This window comes from Protofrankia symbiont of Coriaria ruscifolia, assembly GCF_900634745.1.
In the GTDB taxonomy this organism is placed as follows: Bacteria; Actinomycetota; Actinomycetes; order Frankiales; family Frankiaceae; genus Protofrankia; species Protofrankia californiensis.
In genome coordinates this window covers 168,963-183,958 of record NZ_CAAAFR010000036.1, presented here as the reverse complement: position 1 = coordinate 183,958, position 14,996 = coordinate 168,963, and the positions used below count along the sequence as shown (strand labels likewise).

General features: G+C 65.2%; 14 protein-coding genes and 1 pseudogene. 10 read left to right on the top strand and 5 right to left on the bottom strand.

Annotation, left to right across the window (positions count from 1 at the left end):
* Positions 1-796: pseudogene (locus tag CV1CTNOD_RS27630) on the bottom strand (IS5 family transposase); the annotation flags it as partial.
* A gap of 421 nt (positions 797-1,217) precedes the next feature.
* Between CV1CTNOD_RS27630 and CV1CTNOD_RS05250 the strand changes: the two are divergent.
* The 5 genes from CV1CTNOD_RS05250 to CV1CTNOD_RS05235 all read left to right on the top strand — a co-directional run bounded on the left by CV1CTNOD_RS05250 (position 1,218) and on the right by CV1CTNOD_RS05235 (position 5,164).
* The gene (locus CV1CTNOD_RS05250; RefSeq protein WP_131785018.1) at positions 1,218-2,489 is read left to right on the top strand and encodes an MFS transporter; all 1,272 of its coding nucleotides are present in this window, start codon (positions 1,218-1,220) and stop codon (positions 2,487-2,489) included.
* A 346-nt stretch (positions 2,490-2,835) separates the two neighbouring features.
* On the top strand, positions 2,836-3,153 hold the full coding sequence (locus CV1CTNOD_RS05245) for a putative quinol monooxygenase (RefSeq protein ID WP_131785017.1): 318 nt from the start codon (positions 2,836-2,838) through the stop codon (positions 3,151-3,153).
* Complete coding sequence (locus CV1CTNOD_RS05240) at positions 3,150-4,373, top strand: helix-turn-helix domain-containing protein (protein ID WP_131785016.1); 1,224 nt, start codon at positions 3,150-3,152, stop codon at positions 4,371-4,373. The genes CV1CTNOD_RS05245 and CV1CTNOD_RS05240 overlap by 4 nt, the downstream gene beginning before the upstream one ends.
* A gap of 206 nt (positions 4,374-4,579) precedes the next feature.
* Positions 4,580-4,741, top strand: coding sequence for a hypothetical protein (locus CV1CTNOD_RS24425; protein ID WP_165485319.1), 162 nt, complete (start codon positions 4,580-4,582; stop codon positions 4,739-4,741).
* A 207-nt stretch (positions 4,742-4,948) separates the two neighbouring features.
* On the top strand, positions 4,949-5,164 hold the full coding sequence (locus tag CV1CTNOD_RS05235) for a hypothetical protein (protein WP_131785015.1): 216 nt from the start codon (positions 4,949-4,951) through the stop codon (positions 5,162-5,164).
* A 1,511-nt stretch (positions 5,165-6,675) separates the two neighbouring features.
* On the opposite strand, the gene CV1CTNOD_RS05230 is transcribed toward CV1CTNOD_RS05235, so the two are convergent.
* Complete coding sequence (locus tag CV1CTNOD_RS05230; protein ID WP_131785014.1) at positions 6,676-6,912, bottom strand: hypothetical protein; 237 nt, start codon at positions 6,910-6,912, stop codon at positions 6,676-6,678.
* 616 nt (positions 6,913-7,528) lie between these two features.
* Between CV1CTNOD_RS05230 and CV1CTNOD_RS05220 the strand changes: the two genes are divergently transcribed.
* Together CV1CTNOD_RS05220 and CV1CTNOD_RS28110 are read left to right on the top strand one after the other, a co-directional pair.
* Positions 7,529-8,740, top strand: coding sequence for a JmjC domain-containing protein (locus tag CV1CTNOD_RS05220; protein ID WP_131785012.1), 1,212 nt, complete (start codon positions 7,529-7,531; stop codon positions 8,738-8,740).
* Positions 8,674-9,207: an aldo/keto reductase gene (locus CV1CTNOD_RS28110; protein WP_131785011.1), complete on the top strand. Its 534-nt coding sequence runs from the start codon at positions 8,674-8,676 to the stop codon at positions 9,205-9,207. Before CV1CTNOD_RS05220 ends, CV1CTNOD_RS28110 begins: the two co-directional genes overlap by 67 nt.
* Before the next feature lie 325 nt (positions 9,208-9,532).
* On the opposite strand, the gene CV1CTNOD_RS05210 is transcribed toward CV1CTNOD_RS28110, so the two are convergent.
* The 3 genes from CV1CTNOD_RS05210 to CV1CTNOD_RS05200 form a co-directional block, all read right to left on the bottom strand.
* Positions 9,533-10,327, bottom strand: coding sequence for a hypothetical protein (locus CV1CTNOD_RS05210; protein WP_242606374.1), 795 nt, complete (start codon positions 10,325-10,327; stop codon positions 9,533-9,535).
* A 191-nt stretch (positions 10,328-10,518) separates the two neighbouring features.
* The gene (locus tag CV1CTNOD_RS05205; protein ID WP_131785009.1) at positions 10,519-10,728 is read right to left on the bottom strand and encodes a DUF397 domain-containing protein; all 210 of its coding nucleotides are present in this window, start codon (positions 10,726-10,728) and stop codon (positions 10,519-10,521) included.
* Positions 10,725-11,612: a helix-turn-helix domain-containing protein gene (locus tag CV1CTNOD_RS05200; protein WP_131785008.1), complete on the bottom strand. Its 888-nt coding sequence runs from the start codon at positions 11,610-11,612 to the stop codon at positions 10,725-10,727. The genes CV1CTNOD_RS05205 and CV1CTNOD_RS05200 overlap by 4 nt, the downstream gene beginning before the upstream one ends.
* 310 nt (positions 11,613-11,922) lie before the next feature.
* Between CV1CTNOD_RS05200 and CV1CTNOD_RS05195 the strand changes: the two genes are divergently transcribed.
* From CV1CTNOD_RS05195 to CV1CTNOD_RS05185, 3 genes are all read left to right on the top strand, one after another.
* Entirely contained in the window at positions 11,923-12,348 is a 426-nt protein-coding gene (locus CV1CTNOD_RS05195; protein WP_131785007.1) for a hypothetical protein, read from the top strand.
* Entirely contained in the window at positions 12,345-13,046 is a 702-nt protein-coding gene (locus tag CV1CTNOD_RS05190) for a hypothetical protein (protein ID WP_131785006.1), read from the top strand. Before CV1CTNOD_RS05195 ends, CV1CTNOD_RS05190 begins: the two co-directional genes overlap by 4 nt.
* A 114-nt stretch (positions 13,047-13,160) precedes the next feature.
* Complete coding sequence (locus CV1CTNOD_RS05185) at positions 13,161-13,370, top strand: hypothetical protein (RefSeq protein WP_131785005.1); 210 nt, start codon at positions 13,161-13,163, stop codon at positions 13,368-13,370.
* Positions 13,371-14,996: the final 1,626 nt, after the last annotated feature.

Genomic DNA, 14,996 nt, shown 5'->3' with positions numbered 1-14,996 from the left:
CCGGTGGCGTTTAAGCCGGTTGATCCCGCACTCCACGGCGTGCCGCTGTTGGTAGCTGTTGGGGTCGAAGGAGGGTGGCCGGCCGCCGCGGGCACCGCGTTTCGTGCGGTTCGCGGCCTGGTCGGCCTTCTCCGGGATGGTGCACCGGATCCCGCGCCGTCGCAGGTAGGCACGGTTGGCCTTCGAGCTGTACGCCTTGTCCGCGAGCACATGGTCGGGGCGGGTCCGGGGCCGTCCCCGCCCGGCGCGAGGTACCCGGATACCGGCCAGCACCGGCTGGAACTGGGGACTGTCCCCGCGCTGCCCGGCGGTGACGACCAGCGACAGCGGCTTCCGACCCTGCTCGCAGGCCAGGTGCACCTTGGTAGTCAGACCGCCGCGGGAGCGTCCACGGGCGTGGTCGGCCGGCTCGCTGGCGACCCGCTCGGGCCCTGCTTCTGCAGAGCCCTTTTTTGGACGCCCCGGCAGCGTGCTGGTGGGCGCGGGCGACGGTGGAGTCCACCGACACCTCCCAGGTAATCAACCCGGCCGCGTCCGCCCGTGTCTGGAGCGCGGTCAGGATCGCCGTCCAGGTACCGTCACGCTGCCAGTCCCGGCACAGCCCGTACACAGTGCGCCAGTGCCCGTAGCGGGTGGGGATGTCCCGCCACGGCGCTCCGGTTCTCGTCCGCCACCGGATCCCGTTGATCAGCTGCCGTTTCGTCCAGATCGGCGGCCGGCCAGGCTTCTTCTTCTCGGTTGGTAGCAGTGGCTCCAGGATCGTCCACTGCTCGTTCGTCAGGTCACCCCGCGCCATACAGTGATCGTATGGCTGTTCGGTCACAAAACCAGATCAAGGTGGGATCACACGCCCCCACTTTTCAAACACACCCTAGCGGCGCACCGCCGAACACACCGCCGTCGTCTACGCCTCGGTCACCTGACCCGACCCGCAGGTGGAAACCGTTGTGATATCGCCCCACTTCGTGGGTCTCGCAGGTCACAGGCGTGCCGTTTGTAGTTGATCTCATCGTTTCGCCGTAATCGATCTCCTGGCGGGCGGTTCCCGGATCGAACGCCGGACGGCAGCGACCCGGGGTCGGTGAGCCAACAGCAACCCCGGGTCTTGATCCCCAACCCTGCGGACACAGAAATCAAAGACCCATGGACACGATCTCAAACAGTGGATCGTCACCTCCCGAGACGCCAGGGCCAGACGCTCCAGCACACTGCCATCCATGAGCAGCGCCCCCACATCTCGGAGTGATACCACACCACCGGTCGAAGCCGAGTCCGACCGCTGGCTGACCCGCGGGGTGGCCGGCATCGGGACCGCGAGCCTGCTCGCCGATGTCGGCCACGAGATCCCCACCGCACTGCTACCGAGCCTGCTCACCAGCACCCTCGGCGCGCCAGCCGCTGCGCTCGGGCTGATCGAGGGTGTCTCCGACGGGCTGGCCGGCACCGCCCGGCTGGTCGGCGGGGCACTTGCCGACGACCCCGGCCGCCGTCGGCGGGTCGCGGTCGGCGGTTACACCAGCACCGCGGCGCTGGCGGCTCTGACCGGTACGGCCACCTCGGTCTGGCAGGTCGGTGTCCTGCGTGCCGGAGCCTGGGCCGCCCGCGGTGTGCGGGTACCGGCGCGTAACGCCCTGCTTGCTGACGTGGTCGCCCCGGCAGCCTACGGCCGGGCCTACGGCTTCGAGCGCATGATGGATAACCTCGGTGCGATCTTCGGCCCGTTGCTCACCCTCGGGCTGGTCGCCGCGCTCGGTGTCCGCTGGGCGATCGGGCTGTCTGTCATACCGGGCCTGCTCGCTGCCGCCGCGATCGTCTACGCCATCCGGCATGCCCCGAAAGCCGAGGTCCGTCAGCATGTTCCGCTGCGTATTCGTGTCCGCCCGGTTCTGCGCGCCGGTCTCGGCCCGCTGATGGGCGCGGTCGCCGCCTTCGAACTGGGCAACGTCGCCGCGACCCTGCTCATCCTGCGCGCCACCGACCTGCTGCGGCCGGGCCACGGCGAGCGCACCGCTACCAGCCTCGCGCTGGCGCTCTACGTCCTCTACAACGTCGCTGCTACCGCCGCTTCGCTGCCGGCCGGACGTCTCGCCGATCGGCTCGGGGAGCACGGCGCGGTCCGGGTTCTCACCGCCGGGGTCGCGTTGTTCGCCGCCGCCTACGTCGGCTTTGCCGTCACCGGTGCCCACCTGGCCGTCCTCGCGCTCCCGTTCGTCGCGGCCGGCACGGCGATCGGCTGTGTCGAAACCGCCCAGCACACCGCCGTCGCTAGCCTCGCCCCGTCGCAGATCCGTGGATCGGCGTTCGGGCTGCTGGCCGCCATTCAGGCTGCCGGCAATGTAGCGGCCAGCGCTATTGCCGGTGCTCTGTGGTCCGCCGTCTCCGCTCAGGTGGCGTTTCTTTACCTGGCAGCTTGGATGCTGCTCGCGCTCGCTGGCCTGGTTTTCGCCCGCCGTTGGCCGGGCGTCAGTTCGCGAGCCGACGCCCACTGAATCGGCTTCAGCGTCATGACAACTACGGGAACACGGACGGCCTCGCACAGGCAGCGGGGGACGCGACGCGCCGACGCGCCAGGGCGGGTGGCGGGACCGACGCGCCGCCGAGCACGGCGCGCAGGCGTTGCGCGGCGGTCCCGCCGGGTCCCGTCCCAGAGCGCGGCGTGTGCGGCGCGGACCACGCGGCGGCCCGGAGGGCCGCCCTTGACACCGTAGAGAAAATTGGCGAAAACTCCACCTTTGGCTAAGCTAGCCGCACAAAAAGTACGGGATCGTCTGAGAAGTGCGGCAGGCGTTAGAGTTGCACCCGTGATCTCTGAGTGTAGAGGTGGAGGGTCCGTGCATGTTCGCGCTTGTCGTGCGGTTTGACCTGACCTCGGACGGAGCCGACGGCTTTGATCGCCTGGTTGCCGCGACGGTGCCGCTGATCTTGGTCCGCGAGCCCGGGACCTTACTCTACGTGACACACACCGTGGAGGGCGCGCCGCTGGCGAGGATCTTCTACGAGGTGTACGCCGACCGTACGGCGTTCGACGCGCACGAGGAGCAGGCCCACGTGAAGCGGTTTCTTGCCGAGCGTGAACAGTATCTGTCCGCCCCGGCGCGGGTCGAGTTCGTCGTACCCGGGCCGGCGAAGGGCCTTCCGGCCGGTGCGCGATGACCGAGCCTTCCACTGTTGGTGAGCGGCTGGCGTTCCACCGCAAGCGGCGAGGCCTGTCCCAGGTGGCGCTGGGGAAGCTGATCGGCCGTTCGGAGAGCTGGGTGTCGCAGGTTGAACGCGGTACCCGGACGGTGGATCGGCTATCGGTGCTGGCGCAGGTCGCCGACGCACTGAACATACCCGTCTCGGAGTTGGCACCCGACGTCCCACAGGATGCGCTCCCAGCCGAGTACAGCCCGTACATCGCCGAGCTCCGACGGGTGTTGACCGGGCATCCAGCGTTGGCGGCCGTGCTCGGCGCGGACAGCCTGTCCGCTCCGTCGGCAACGGATGTGGAGCGGCTAGCGGAGCGCGCCGGATCCGTCTGGCCGCTCGTACACGCGTCCCGCTACGCGGAAGTAGCACCGCTGCTCGCAGAGTTGATCCCCGAGTTGGAGGTGGCGGGCCGCAGCCTGCCGCCCGGCGAGCAGCGGGCGAACGTGTTCCGGACTGGGGCGACGGTGTATCAGGCCGCGGCGGCGTTACTGGCCAAGCTCGGGGACGTCGAGTCGGGCTGGATCGCCTCCGATCGGGCGCTGACGGCCGCGGAGCAGGCTGAAGAGCCGTTGCTTGTGATCGCCGCGCAGTACCGGATGGCGCACGCCCTCATGGGCCCGGCACGGCTGGCGCATGCCCGCTACACCGCACAGGCCGCGGCAGACGCCCTCGAAGATCGTCTTCTCGAGGCCCGACCGGAAGCGATCTCCTTGTGGGGCGGGCTCCATCTGACGCTTGCGATTATTGCCGCACGGGAGGGGAACCGCGGTACGGCGCGGGAGCATCTGAACAAGGCTGCGGAAGCAGCGGCACGCGTTGGTGAGGGGCGCAACGACTTCGATACGGAGTTCGGCCCGACCAACGTCCGTCTGCACGAAGTGTCGGTTGCAGTCGAGCTGGGCGACGCCGGCGATGCACTCGATCGGGCCGCGGGGATCGACAGGTCCGGGCTTTCGCCCGAACGGCGTGCGCGGTTCCTCATCGACCTTGCCCGTGCCTACGGCCAACGCCGCAGGACGGCCGACGCGGTGGCGAGTCTCCTCGAAGCCGAAGCGCTGACTCCCGAGCAGGTATGGGAGCATCCCCGCGTCCGTGAGCTGGTCGCCGATCTTCAGCACAGCGAGGGGCGCCGGGCCTCCGCAGAACTCAAGGCGTTCGCGCATCGCGTAGGCGTCCTCACCTGACGCAAGACTAGTACAGAAAGTACTAGACAGTACTTCTCGTTCCAGGTACTGTTCATCCTAGTGATCGACCGTGCTTCAGGCCCGATGTGAACGGGGATGCCGTGTCAGGGAAGCTGTTACCTGGGGTGACCCCTGTCCGCTACCGGCAGCGGACAGGAACCTGCGCCGTCCAAACGTCCGCCCAATCCGCGGCTCCAACGGACGCGATGCTGTACGCCCTGGTGGTCTACGGGCCGGACGAACTGCCGGTGGAGGTCCGTCTGCCGTTTCCCTCGGTTGCCGCCGCCGACCACCACGCGACAAGCCACGATATCGACGGACATGTGGTTCCCATAGTTTTTCCGGTCTACCCCAGATCGGGGACCTGAGCTCGGCTCTCCCTGGTTGTACCGTGCCGCCTCATCCGGGGAGAGTCGGCACAAATAGGCGCCGACTGAATGTCAGCATATTCCCGCATGCCACGGATCCGGCCGGATCTTGCAGGAGAAGGGCGCGCCCTACGATCGCCGGACAGTGATGCCAGCAGCGAGGGAATAGGGTCCCCGCCCGATCTCTCGAGCCAGGAGGAGATAACCGTGCATGAACTGATCGTCAGCCCTTTTCTGGATGATTATCTTGTGCTTCGTACGGGAAGTCCCCAGGCGTTGAAGATTCCGCGAGACAAGTACCAGCAACTTGTGCAGGCTTCTACGGCCAGCGACGTCTCACCAACATGGCTGGTCGATGCCGCGCGCCGGTCCTGGAATCCCCTACCGGACCGGACGGCAACGAACCGGAACAACGGTCGGTGATCGAAACATTTCGGTCACCGACCGTGTCATAGTAGCCAGCCGTTAGCCGTTTATGTGACCCACGGTCACAGCTTCCCCTGAGCTGATCTCCTCCGTCGGTCGGGCAGGCTGCGCCCTACCCCGGGTTCTCCCGGCCGGGCAAGGGCCGCCGGTCCAACCCTCGTCCGAGCATGGCCGTGCGACCCTTGCCCGGCTGGGAGGTTCCGGGGTAGTCCCTTGGGGTGTCCGTCCGGCGGAGGCGATCAGCGGACGTGCGCCCCTCCCCTTCCCCTCCGGACGGGAGGGCCGGGGTCTGGGGCGGAACCCCGGAAAAACCCACAGGCATACCGTCACCGCGCACACGGCCGACCAGCACATGGCGCGGCTGTCTGTCAAACGACGAAACCTTGATCGTCGCCCACAACCTCCGACACGCCGATAATCGGAGGAGGTTGTGGGAAACATCGACATCTTGCTGACCTGCACCAACATTATCGATCATGGATTTTGGCGTCGTTGTCCACAGGGCCTCGGCGGAGGTTGTGGGACGATCTTGTATCGTCGCAGGTCAGCGGGGGTGGAAACTGTGGTACTGTCCCCGCGCGGGCAAAATCCGAGTCGGATTGAAACCCCGCCGTAGTCTTCGATGCGCTCGATCTTCTGGTCCCCGCGCGGGCAAAATCCGAGTCGGATTGAAACGCCGGAGCCTCGGCGCACGCGACGGTCGCCTCGAGTCCCCGCGCGGGCAAAATCCGAGTCGGATTCAACCGATAACGGCATGATGACTACGGGTACAAGGGCGGTCCGCACAGGCAGCGGGAGATGCGACGCGCTGACGCGCCAGGGCGGGTGGCGGGGCCGACGCGCCGCCGAGCACGGCGCGCTAGCGCCGCGCGCAGGCGTCGCGCGGCGGTCCCGCCGGGTCCCGTCCCCGGGCGCGGCGTGCGTGGCGCGGACCCCGCGGCGGCCCGGAGGGCCGCCCTTGAAACCGTAGAGAAACTTAGCGATGATCTCCGGTGCTGCTCAGTCGGGCACGCGCACGAGGGCTGGCGCCTGGATGCCGTGTCCGGTACCTACGCCCCGCCGGGAAGACCGATGTCGGTCCTGGTGTCATCGGCAGCCATCCGCTTGGCTGACCCCCCCTACAGTCGGGATGCAGCATCCCTTACACCACACCCCGTTGACCACGACGCGGTAACCCGTCTCGGTCCGCTGTAGCTCGTAGCCGGCATCCTCGGCCATGCTCACAACGGTGACCACCCCGTCGTCCAGCACCGACGACAGGCCGCGTTCCTGCTTGCGTGGCCGCGCTACCGGGGGACGGAGGAGTGCAGGTGCGGCCGTGCTCTCCGACTGGTCGGGGCGGCTGAAGCGGCGGGTTTACGTGCTGCGGCAACCATGGTTGTCGTATCGACGGTGTGTGCCGTCTCCGCCCGGCGTGGCGCCGCCTCCGTCGTTCAGGTTTGTCCATGATCCTCGCCAGTCGGGTTCGGGCCGGTGTCATATGTTGGGCCGTCGTCGTGGGCCTCTGCCTACGCTCCGGGCGCGGTAACTATGGTTGTCGCCTTCTGGCTGGTGTCGGCCGGTTGTGAGAACCGTTTGCGTGCTCCTTGGCGCGTGATCCCAAGTGCGCGCCCGATGTCGCTGTAGCTTGCTCCTTCGGCTGCTGCCCGTGCTGCCAGCGTTCGGATCTCCACTTCGACGGAACGTGCCTGCTCGCCGGCTTCGGCGAGCGCGCGGAGTGTTGCCGTAAGCGGATCGTCTGCCATGACGACAACCATGGTTGTCGGCCCGGTCGCGCGTGTTTGCGCGTCCGTGTGGGGTAGGTCCCCCACCCACGCCTACCGGGAGGCCGAAGTCTTGGCCGGCAGCGTCGCGCTGGCAGCCAGCCAGCTCACAGCGTCGCAGGTCATGAGCGTTGCCAGCGTCACGCTGCTCGCGCCACGCGCCATCCCTGCCGGCACGCGGTGTAATCCCCTCCGCGTGCGAACTCCGAAGGGGTTCGTGAAAACGGTCGCGAAACTGGGGACGGTCCGGTAATCTTTCTGTCGCTGCCCGCAGTCAACCAGAACTCGGACCCACGATGTACATCGGATTCTGGTTATCGTCGCGGGGGCGCGAGAGACAGCATGCTGCACACGGAAGGACACCAGCGCAATGACGCCACAGGATGATCTCGTTATCGCGGTAGAGGAGTTGGCCGCGATCCAGGACCGCGGCGACTTCCAGAACTCTGACGGACCCGTCGGCGACAGTGGCGAGAACAGGGACGGGTAAGCTCCGTACGAGCGGTCGCCGTACGGCACGCCCGTCTTTCATCTGTCCCTGTTCGGGGTCTCGTAGTGAGCTGGGTTGCAGGACGAAAGAGCCAGGTAAAGGTTGCTGATGGATCATCTTCTTATCCGCGATATAGAGGCCGCGTTGGCATGGTCCGGACCCAGCTCGACACCCTCCCGCTTCCAGCGAGGAAGTCTCCCCGATCCTGGCATATGTTCCAGGCTGCTTACACCGACCCGATTCCTTGATCTGATAATGAGGCGAAGTCTCGTCTCACCCCAAGTTCGGTGCTTTCAGGACGGATCGGAACTACATCCCAGCTCGTTGCTTCAGATGAACACGACGAGGCGAGGTCAAGTAATTCCGATGGTCGATATGCGCCGATTGACGCAGCACCTTCAATCTGGCTGTACCCTGATCTTGGATGCGGCAAATCACTTTGATCCAACCTTAGAGGTTGCGTGCCGTGCGTTTCAATGGTGGTCGCATGCGCCTGTGCAGGTGAATGTATACCTTACAACGGGTGACGCCTCGGGCTTCTCCTTGCATTGGGACGATCACGATGTCCTCGCTGTACAGTTGGCTGGTGACAAAGACTGGGAGGTGCGGGGTCCGTCCCGACGTGCTCCTATGTATCGCGACGCCGCACCCAATCTTGACCCTCCGGAAGACGTCGTGTGGTCCGGTACCGTAAAGACCGGCGACGTGTTGCATATTCCTCGGGGCCATTGGCACCGGGCGAACCGTACCGGCCGAGTGAGCGGGTTTAGTCTTCATGCCACGTTCGGATTCGCCAAGCGAACTGGCGTAGACTGGTTAGGTTGGCTTGCCGACCAGTCACGCCGCGAAGGCATCTTTCGGGACGATCTGAAGCGGTGGGGAGACCCGGAAGAGCTGCAAACCGAAGGCAAGGCGCTTATCGATGCCGCGTCGTGTCTTATCACGTCACATCCGCCGACTCATTACTTAGCGGCCGTCGCGCATGCCACCTCCACAGGCCGATTTGTCTCTACTGCTGGAGTTTTTGGCTCGCCATCCGCGGTAGTCTGCGTGACTGATTTTCCGCCTCGAATTGAGACGCAAGGAGATACGGCAACGGTCACAACAGCAGAAAAGAGGATCGTCTTCGCAGGGAAAGCGCTGCCGGCGCTTGAGCTGCTGCTATCGGGTAACCCTGTCCGCCTCGACTACGTTTCGACCACAGCGGGGATCGATGGCGAACGACTTGGGGAGGTCTTGGTCCGGGAGGGTATATGCGCAGAACTGACTCCGGAGTTATTCTCGGGCTATATCGGTCTGACCACCGACGACAAACTTTAGAGGACGCCCTGGTAGTTGGCATTCGATCCTTGGATACCAGTTACAACTACCGAGGATTCGACTCCCATCGCATCCTCTCAAGCACGGCAAGCGACCTACTGTCCGCGTTCTCCATCTCCACAAAAGTCGGTTTCTTTCAAGAGTCCGGACGGGTAGCGCACTCCCTCGCTCCCGGCCGGCTGCGCCGCGCAGTGGAGGAATCGGCGTCCGATCTTGGACGCGCCCCGGATGTTGTTTTTCTACACAATCCTGAGAAGTCCCTTGTGGGAATGAGTCCCACGCACGCCCGGGAACGCTTAGACGCGGCATGCGCCGCGCTGGATGAAGCGGTAGCTGTGGGACTGTGCGCGTCATGGGGAATATCGTCCTGGGATACGAGGCCGCTGATCGAGGCGCTCAATGGTGATTCCTTCGCGAAGACCCCCACGCCAGACGTGCTCATGGTACGTGCGGGACTAACCCCGTAACGTCCGACCAGCTCGACGCAAGCGAGCGGACGGCGGAGCGTCTGGGCGTCCCGCCCGATCGCCTGTGGGGCATGAGCCCTTTTGGTGGGGATGCCACACGCAACGTTTGGAGGAGAATTAAAACGGCCGCCTTTCTTCATCCGGACGAAGAATGCTCAGACCTCCAAGCCATCTTTCGTGTATCATATGAGCTGCCCAGAGTAGCGCGAATAGCCGTAAGCTCCAGCAACATCGATCATATGAGAGAACTCGTGTCGATCGGAACACTGCGGGTTAATTTGGATCAGATCGCTCGTTATCGGCAGCTCCTCCGTGAGAAAAGGTCTCAAAACTGAAGATCTTTTACTAGCGTGCCGACAGCCTGGAGCGCCGGCTCGTGAAGCGGTCCTGAATACGATGGGGGCGCGCCGACGATGTCCGCACACAGAAATAGCATCATGATCTTTCCGCTCTTGCTTTCCAGTTCCTCTCTGTATTCCCGATAGACGCGGCTCGCAAGATCTGGAATCGCCAGAGAGTTGACCCATAGGTTAGCTGCGTCCAAACCGCGTGGCGCCATTCCCCAGTCTTCCCAGTCAAGCAGCATGCATGCCGGTGCAGTAAGGTTCGCCCAATTTAGATCAGCGTGCGCGGCCGTCCACTGGTCGACCGTTGTGTCGATCTTGTCGCCAAAGACGCGACTGATAGTCAGATCTATTCGTGCTTGCGTGATTCGTTCGGTGTGAGGAGTAGCGAGTCGGGTCGTCGAATGCTCGGAAAGCGCGGTTAGTGACAATCTCAGCGTCGCCCACCACTCCTCAGAAAGGTCGGGATCGGTGGTAAGGATACCACCGGGCTTGACCGGACGATCAGTGACAAAATCTGTCTCGTCGGCTCTCCATATCAGATCCTGCTCCGGATCGTTCCAAGAGACGCTTTGCCTCCATTTGGGCCTAGCCACACCATGGAGCACCGACGAGGTTTCTGTCCCATTCCATCCCTGTCCAGTGATCTTTTCCGGGGATCGAACCTCAACGCGGACCCAGGTATCTTTGTTGCTGAGGAGGCCGATTGAGCGTCGCTTCCGAACCATCGTGGTTCGGTCGAAGCGGACGTCTAGTGACCGCTCGACACGCTCCAAGACATCGTTATATGATCCGGACCTAAGGTCCATCTTCGGGCGGACATTGGGCAAGGTAAGAACCCTATCTTTCTCGCAGGTCCGGTCGGATTGGCTGCCCATTCAGTAGCTTTCTTTGAGCCACACGGACGGGCAACAGAGGTGGAAATGACGTACTTTCTTCGGTGCGCTGCAAGCGCGGTATTCTGCTGTCAGACGGTGAACTCTCCATTCGTCACGCCACGAACGAATGCCGCCCATTCGGCATCGGTAAAAATCAGAGCCGGACCGTCTCCGTTGTCCTTACTGTCCCGCAGGGCGACGACACCGCCGTCAAGGAACGCGACCTCGACACATTCACCCTTAGCATTGCTGTAACTGCTTTTGCGCCACGTCGCGCCGGAGAGATCGTAGCTGTTCATGGTTCCAGACTCCTCGCTCGATCAATGAGCATTTTGGTGCTCGCGTCCCGCTCTGCCGCTGATTCCCACATCGTGCTAAAAGACTCTTCGTATTGTTCTACCTCGTGATCTTTCTCAAGATACAATGCTCCGGTAAGACCCTCCACATAAACCGTTGGCGGTTCCCCCGGGCGTCCGGTTCCGTTCTCGGGAAATCGAAGAACGACGAACGGTCCCGACGTCACACCCGCATGCAGGCCGGCACTGAACGGCATTACTTTGACCGTGACATTAGGCAGCGTGTTTACGTCCGCGATCCGTTCGAGTTGCTTTACCAGCACCTTCGGGCCGCCCACGGGGCGATGTAGGATCGTTTCGTTGAGAACAATGTCAAGCAACGGGGGATCGGCCGCTCGGGTCAGCAACGATTGTCGGGCCATGCGCATGTGAACTCGCCGGTCTATTTCGTCGTCATCGACGCCGGGGTTATCCGCTCGAATGAGGGCCCGTGTGTACTCCTCGGTTTGTAGGAGGCCGGGAACAAGTTCGGACTGGTAGCACCAGAGACGAGAGGCCGCCTCTTCGAGTCCGATGTATAGATCGAGCCATGCCGGGATGACGTCGCCGTAGCTGTGCCACCAGCCACGTGCCTTGGTCTCCTTCGCGAGCCCCATCAGTGCCTCGGTTAGATCGGCGGGCGCACCGTAGATCCGACACATGATCTCTACATCGAAGCTTCGGAGCGAGGTCAGCCCTGATTCGATGCGCCAGATCTTGGCCTCGGACCACTCCAAGCGGCGCGCGGCTGCCCGCACGGTCAACCTCGCCTGGTTCCGAAGATCACGTAGGTACCGGCCAAGCTGACGGCGCGGCACGGTCGAGCCCGTCGTGGTGCCTGGTGGCATCGCTCGTCCCTCCTTCGGTTTGAGGGTAGTCCTTCACTCGAAATGAAAGACTCTACTCGCTTGTTTCGCAACAATATCAACTTCTCTCGACTTGCAGAACGAGTCTTGCATTTTGGGTACTCACAGTGTTTGACTTTTTTGTGACAGCAGACATGCCGAGCGTGGCCACCGAGCCGCGCACACCCCAGTGCGTGGCCGTAGCGCACTTCTCAGCGATGGCCGCCGCATGCTGCTGTCCGTGACAGCGGCACTGCACGGGGACGGAGGCACGGCGAGGGGCCTCCTGTCTTCAGCCGAAGGGAGAGGGGCCATGGACGAACGCCGGTTCGTGGTGTGGGACGCAGATGGACGACCGCTCGACGCGTTCCCCGACTTCGATACCGCTCACCAGCGGGCGCACGTACGCATGCGACAGGCGCGAACCAGTCTGCCCCTGACTCTCGATGACCGTGTGGCGAAGGTCAGCCGCGTTCATCTATCCGGGGCCGGTTATGCGGGCCGGTTGATGTGGGAGGGAAACAGAGCAATGGACGGTTCGGGCACGTTGTATGCGCTGATCGAGTACGGCGGGGAGGAGAGGTGGGCGGTCTCGGGGGTGGTGATGGCCTTTGAGAGCGTGACCGCTGCCGATCAGCATGCACGGTCGGCCGGGATGAGTGACTACGCGGTGGGACCGGTGCGGTTCACCGAGAGTGTGGCGGCTCCGGCGGTGCGCTGGCATCGGGATTCCCGGTGAGCGGGGGCGGCTCGTTTTCTTCGGGGCACGGCCGGTCCGTGTCGGGGACGTCGGATGCTGGTGGCCGGATCGTGCGGGGTCTGTTGGCGGTGTTGGCGGTGACGCCGGAATCGTTGTTGCGGGCCGGGGAGAGGGTGACGGAAGCGGAGGCGTTGGCGTTTGTCGCCGGGCAGCGGGCGGCGTTGGATGCGGTACATACCGCGTTGGCCCGCGCGTGGGGTGCGGACAGGCCGGTAGGCCGGGGTGGGCTGGCGGATACCGGGGATGACCGTGCCGCGAACGCTGGCCGTGGGGGTGACCGGTCGGGGCCGGTGGGTGTGCGCGTGGATGACAAGGCGTGGGCGGTGGTCACGCGGGTGCGGGAACGGCATTTTCCGTTCCTGGACGGTCCGCGGGTACCGGGTGCGCCGGTGGCTGCGGGTGTGGCTGCCGCGTGTGCTGGGGGACGGCTGGTGGTTGTGGACGGGGACGGGGTGGTGGTGGCGGAGTTCGACGGGGCGGCGTGGGAGACGGCGCATGCCTGGGTGCATGCCCGGGTGGCGGAGCCGTTGACGCGGCGGCCGGTGTGTATCGAAGATCATCGTAACCGGCAGACCTGGCAGATCGATGTCGACTCGTGCACGCGCACGCTGTGGACGCCGGAATGGCGGAGCGATGGTGCTTCAGCTTGCCCGTTGATAGCACCGATGGATCGGTAGCGCGATCGGATGGACCGGGATCGGGCGGGTTTCGCCGTTGTCCATCGTCGTGTCGCCGCGATGGTGGAACGCGCGGTTGGTGCCAGGGGCGCGGCCAGTAGCAATGATCGCGTTATGGGGGCTGATCGGTGCGGGGCGGCGTTGCTGGCTGTGGTGGCGTTGCGGGTGGATCATCCGGCCGAGGTGGCGGGGTGTCATGCCGCCCGTGAGGTTGCGGCATACCTTGCGGGACAGACGGTGATGCTGGAGCGGGTGGTGCGTACGGTTGCGGCTACCTGGAGAGACGTCCCCGAAGGCGACGGCACAGGTCGTGATGCGGCGTGAGTCGTGGTGGTGCGCTCCCGGCGAACACCCACGCGAGGGGGCGTTGTGGCGACGGAACCTACCTACGGCCGTCGCCGGGGTACACCCAGCTGTAGGTGGAAACCATCGTGATAGCAGCGGTTTCTAGCTACAGGTTTCAATGTCTCCTGCTGCCCTCTCGTAGCCTCCAGGCGTGGTGGGCACACTCGGCGGACCGGTGTCCGCCAGCGGGACGCAGCCGGGCCGGGCCAACGGCGACAAGGCGAACGGGAACGGCGACGGGACGAACGACAGCAGGACGAAGGTGGGACGGGCCGGTCGTTTGAGGTCAGCCGCCGGCGTCGCCGTGCTCGTCGGGCTGGATGCTGCGGTGGTCGCCGCGCTGTGGCCGACGTTGATCCGTCCGCTCTGGTACGACGAGGCATGGCGGGCGTACCACATCAGCGTCGGCGCGGGCTGGTTCGAGAGCCTGGAAACGGCGAACGCGCCGCTTTCAGGGGGCTGGTTCGCGGTCGAGAAACTGGCGGTCGCCCTGGGCGGCGACACCGAGCTCGTCCTGCGGCTGCCCCAGATCATCGCGCTGGTCGCGCTGTCACTGGTCACCTACCTGCTGTGCCGGTGGTGGCTGCCACGGCCGGACGCCACGGTGGTCGCCGGGCTGCTGACGGTCAACGGCGGACTGCTCGTCTACGGGATGCAGCTGAAGTCGTACCTGCCGGAGGCCGCCTGCGCGGCGGCCGTCACGCATCTGTGGCTGTGCGCACGCCGCCGCGCCGACGCCGGCCGGCGTCCGTGGCCGGCGCAGGCGGGCATGGCGTTGTGCGCGGTCATGACCGTAACGTCGCTGTTCGTACTGGCCCCTCTGCTGATACTGGACGGCCTGGACGCCGCTCGGTCCTGGCGTGCGCGCCGCCCGCGCCCGCCCCGGACCGCCCCGACCGAAACGCCGGTTGCAGCGCCGACCGCGGTGCCGACCGAAACGCCGACCGGAGCGCCGACCACAGCGCCGACCGAAACGCCTGTCGCGGCGCCGGGCGCGGCCCGCCCACGACAAGATCCGCGACAGCACCCCCGGCAAGGTCCACAGCAGCACCCTCAGGCGGGTCCGCGGCAGCGTCCCCGGCAGGGTTCATGGCAACGTCCGATTCTGGCTGGGCTGGCTGGCTCCGTTCTGGTGGGCGGCTGCGGGCTCGCCCACCTCGTGCTGTTCGTCCTGCCGCAGAGCTACCTGACCACGAATCCATACTGGCGGAACTTCTTCATCACCCGGGACAACGCCGCCGGCCAGTTACGGACAGCCCTCTGGGAGCTGCCCCGCAACGCGTTCACAGCAGCGATGACCCGTCCGGACGCGCAGTTCGGTTCACCGTTCACCGGCTCACCGCTGCTCGCCGACCCGGACCACCGGCTGCACGTGTGCGTGATCGCCGGCGCGCTGCTGTGCTGGACGGTCGGCCTGGTCGCGGCGGCGCGGCACCGGGCGGGCCAGGTGTTGTTGCTGGCGCTCGGCGGAGCGCTGGCGTTGATCACACTCGCCTCAGCCACGGGACAGTGGCCGGTCGGATTCGTCCGGGCGAACCTGTTCCTCCTGCCGTTACTTTATGTGCTCGCCGGTATCGGTGGGTCGACACTGCTCCGATCAACACT